4 protein-coding genes and 1 pseudogene are annotated in these 2,953 nt (G+C 58.2%); 4 read left to right on the top strand and 1 reads right to left on the bottom strand.

The features are described 5' to 3' along the window. Positions 1 to 121: 121 nt before the first annotated feature. The 3 genes from F8J34_RS02695 to F8J34_RS02685 are packed head-to-tail and all read left to right on the top strand — an operon-like array spanning position 122 to position 1,497. A complete protein-coding gene (locus F8J34_RS02695; protein ID WP_297056282.1) occupies positions 122 to 670 on the top strand; it encodes a shikimate kinase in 549 nt (182 codons plus the stop codon). 1 nt (position 671) lies between these two features. Beyond that, a complete protein-coding gene (locus tag F8J34_RS02690) occupies positions 672 to 1,097 on the top strand; it encodes a hypothetical protein (protein WP_297056280.1) in 426 nt (141 codons plus the stop codon). Further along, positions 1,066 to 1,497 (top strand): DUF86 domain-containing protein, encoded by a 432-nt coding sequence (locus tag F8J34_RS02685; RefSeq protein ID WP_297056278.1) that lies wholly within the window; start codon positions 1,066 to 1,068, stop codon positions 1,495 to 1,497. Before F8J34_RS02690 ends, F8J34_RS02685 begins: the two co-directional genes overlap by 32 nt. On the opposite strand, the gene ychF is transcribed toward F8J34_RS02685, so the two are convergent. Then, complete coding sequence (ychF, locus tag F8J34_RS02680; RefSeq protein ID WP_297056276.1) at positions 1,494 to 2,606, bottom strand: redox-regulated ATPase YchF; 1,113 nt, start codon at positions 2,604 to 2,606, stop codon at positions 1,494 to 1,496. The genes F8J34_RS02685 and ychF overlap by 4 nt on opposite strands. Before the next feature lie 45 nt (positions 2,607 to 2,651). Between ychF and F8J34_RS02675 the strand changes: the two are divergent. Continuing rightward, a pseudogene (locus F8J34_RS02675) lies at positions 2,652 to 2,953 on the top strand (HNH endonuclease); the annotation flags it as partial.

The raw sequence follows: 2,953 nt of genomic DNA, 5'->3' as shown, positions 1-2,953 counted from the left end.
CTTTTAGTTTATTTTTAGATCATCAATCCCGTATCTGTCAAGGAGGCCACGGAAGAGGGTTGGGAAAGGATAAAAAAGGTCCCCGGGTTGTAAAAAAATGGAAAGGGCGCAGAATTAAGATATGGCCGGAAACGAGGTAAGAAGGATCCTTCTGATCGGATTTAGGGCCACGGGGAAGAGCACGGTGGGGCGGATCCTGGCCCGAAAGCTGGGCTGGGATTTCGTGGACCTCGACGATTATGTGGAGGAAAAGGCCGGAAAGAGCATCCGGGAGATGGTGGAGGAAGGGGGATGGGAGGCCTTCCGGAAAAAGGAAAGGGAGGCCCTCCGGGAATTCTCCCCCCGGGAACGCCTCGTCCTGGCCCTGGGAGGCGGAGCGGTAAGGCACCGGGAAGAGATGGAGATCTTGAGGGACGGAGCACTGGTGGTGTGGCTTTGCGCCCGGCCGGAGACCATTCTCAGGCGGCTTTCCGCCGACCCTCGCACCCAAACCCAGCGCCCAAGCCTTACCGGAAGATCCTGGGAAGAGGAAGTGGTGGAGCTTTTAAGGGAGAGAGAACCCCTCTACCGGCACTTTGCGGATCTTGCCCTTTGCACCGACGCTCTTTCCCCGGAGGAGATCGCCCGGAAAATACTGGAAGAGCTAAAACCCCGCATTACGCTGGAGTAAAATGGTAAAAATTGAAAGGCTTAGCCAAAGACTCTCTTCGGTCTTAAAAAGGGTATCCGGGGTACAGGCGGCGGTCCTTTTCGGTTCGGTGCTCGAGGCCCCGGAACTCGCCCGGGATGTGGATGTACTCCTGGTGATCGAGGGAAGGGATATAGAGGAGACGCTCAATGAGATCGAACGAAGACTTCTTTCCTCCTTTCCGGAGGTCTCACTTGAGGTTTTCGACCTGGTTCCGTTTCTCCCCGGACCGGTTGATCCGGATGTACTTTACGAGGCAATGAGTAAGGGAAGACTCCTTTTCAACCGCAATGGGGCCTACGAGCGGGCCCTGGAGAGGCTTTCGGCGTACTTCATCGAAAACGAAATTATCCTTAAAGGCAGGGAGCTAGACTATTATGGACTTGAACCCCAGGTACATCCTCGGTAGGCTCAGGGAAATAGAGCGGGAAATTGATTACCTTGAAGTTGCTCTCGGAGCCCCGGATAAAGAAATATTAAGCAGTCCCGATCGCTTAAGAGGAATCAAGTACTCGATACTACTTATCACCGAGGCCATCGGTGCGGTCTTACAACATATTCTTGCCCGGAAACATCACCTTGCGGTAACCAGCCTTGCGGAAGCCATGGTGAAAGCCGGAGAGAAAGGGGTAATCGATCAGAATCTGGCCCAAAGCTTTGAGGCCCTGGCCCGCTTCAGGAATCGCCTGGTGCATCGCTACTGGACGGTGGATGATCGGGTTTTTCTGGAAAACCTAAGGAGAGGGCTTCACGAATTCAGGGATTTTGTGAGTCTCATGGAAAGGGAGGTCCAGAAGGCCCGGGGCTAGGGCCGGAAACGGATGTAGAGGATATCTCCGTCCTCCAGCCGATAGTCGCGCCCCTCGAGCCTTACCCATCCCCGACGCCGGGCCTCGGCCAGGTTCTCCGCCTGGAGATACTCCCGAAAATTGATCACCTCCGCGGCGATGAACCCCCGGGCCAGATCGGTATGAATACTTTCCGCCGCCGAGAGCGCGGTGGTTCCCCGAGGAGCGGAGCGAGCCCGGGCCTCTTTTTCGTTTACCGTGTAAAAGGTGAGCAGATCCAGCAACCGGTAGCCCTCCTCGATGAAACGTTTGAGCCCCGGCTGTTCCAGACCGTAAAGCCCCAGCATCTCCTCCCGCTCCGGCGGGGAAAGTTCCAGCAACTGGGCCTCGAGTTCGGCACAAAGCGCCACCACCGGCACCCCCTCCTCCCGGGCCCGTTCCCGCAGCCGGGCCACCTGAGGGTTCCCCTCCCCCTCGGGTAGATCCTCCTCCCCCAGATTAGCCACCCAGAAAACGGGTTTCAGGCTGAGGAGGAAAAGCACCCCCTGCGCATACTCCAGTACCTCCGGAGCCAGGGCCGCACGATGACGACGCAGGGGTTCAGCCGAGGAAAGGATCCGGTGCAGGACCTCGAGGATCTCCCGTTCCTCCGCCGCCCTGCGATCGCCGGAACGGGCCGGCTTTTCCACCCGGGCCATTCGCTTCTCCACGGTTTCCAGATCTTTGGCTATGAGCTCCAGTTCCAGTATCTCCAGATCCCTTATCGGATCCACCGCGCCCTCCACATGCGGGACCTCTCCGGAACGAAAACAACGCAACACCAGGGCCAGGGCATCCATCTCGCGCACATGGGCCAGGAATTGATTACCCAGCCCCTCCCCGCGGCTGGCATGCCGCACCAGACCGGCGATATCCACCACCTGAACCACCGCCGGTACGGCCCGCGCCGCTCCCTCCCTCTCGGCGAGCACCCGCACCCGCTCGTCCGGAACCTCCACCACCCCCACATTGGGTTCGATGGTGCAAAAGGGATAATGGGCCACCTCCGCTCTAGCCCCCTCCACCAGGGCGTTAAACAGGGTGGATTTGCCGGCATTGGGAAGACCCACCAGACCTATCCGCAGAGACATGGTTTTTATCTTAACCCGAAAAGTGTGTTAAGATTAGAGGTCACTATGGGGAAAGACATCCTGCAGGACAAGGTCCTGGTGTTAAACAAACACTATCAGGCCGTGCAGATCACCACCGTCCTGCGGGCCATCTGTCACCTGGTCAAGGGCACCGCCAAGGTCATCACCCCGGACTGGACCACCCACACCCTGGAGGAATGGATCGAAGCCAGCCGGTTTTACGATAACGGCCGCCTCATACGCAGCCCTTCCCTTTCCCTGGTGGCCCCGGAGGCCATCTATCTGGTGAACTACGATCGCCTGCCCCGGCTGGAGGTGGTCTTCAACCGGGCCAATCTCTTTATGCG

It is taken from the genome of Thermosulfurimonas sp. (genome assembly GCF_015491435.1).
GTDB lineage: Bacteria > Desulfobacterota > Thermodesulfobacteria > Thermodesulfobacteriales > Thermodesulfobacteriaceae > Thermosulfurimonas_A.
This window is presented reverse-complemented; position numbering and strand designations above follow the sequence as displayed.

Coding starts and splice junctions, on each gene's coding strand:
- F8J34_RS02695 (WP_297056282.1), top strand. CDS start 122: ATGGCCGGAAACGAGGTAAGAAGGATCCTTCTGATCGGATTTAGGGCC.
- F8J34_RS02690 (WP_297056280.1), top strand. CDS start 672: ATGGTAAAAATTGAAAGGCTTAGCCAAAGACTCTCTTCGGTCTTAAAA.
- F8J34_RS02685 (WP_297056278.1), top strand. CDS start 1,066: ATGGACTTGAACCCCAGGTACATCCTCGGTAGGCTCAGGGAAATAGAG.
- ychF (WP_297056276.1), bottom strand. CDS start 2,606: ATGTCTCTGCGGATAGGTCTGGTGGGTCTTCCCAATGCCGGCAAATCC.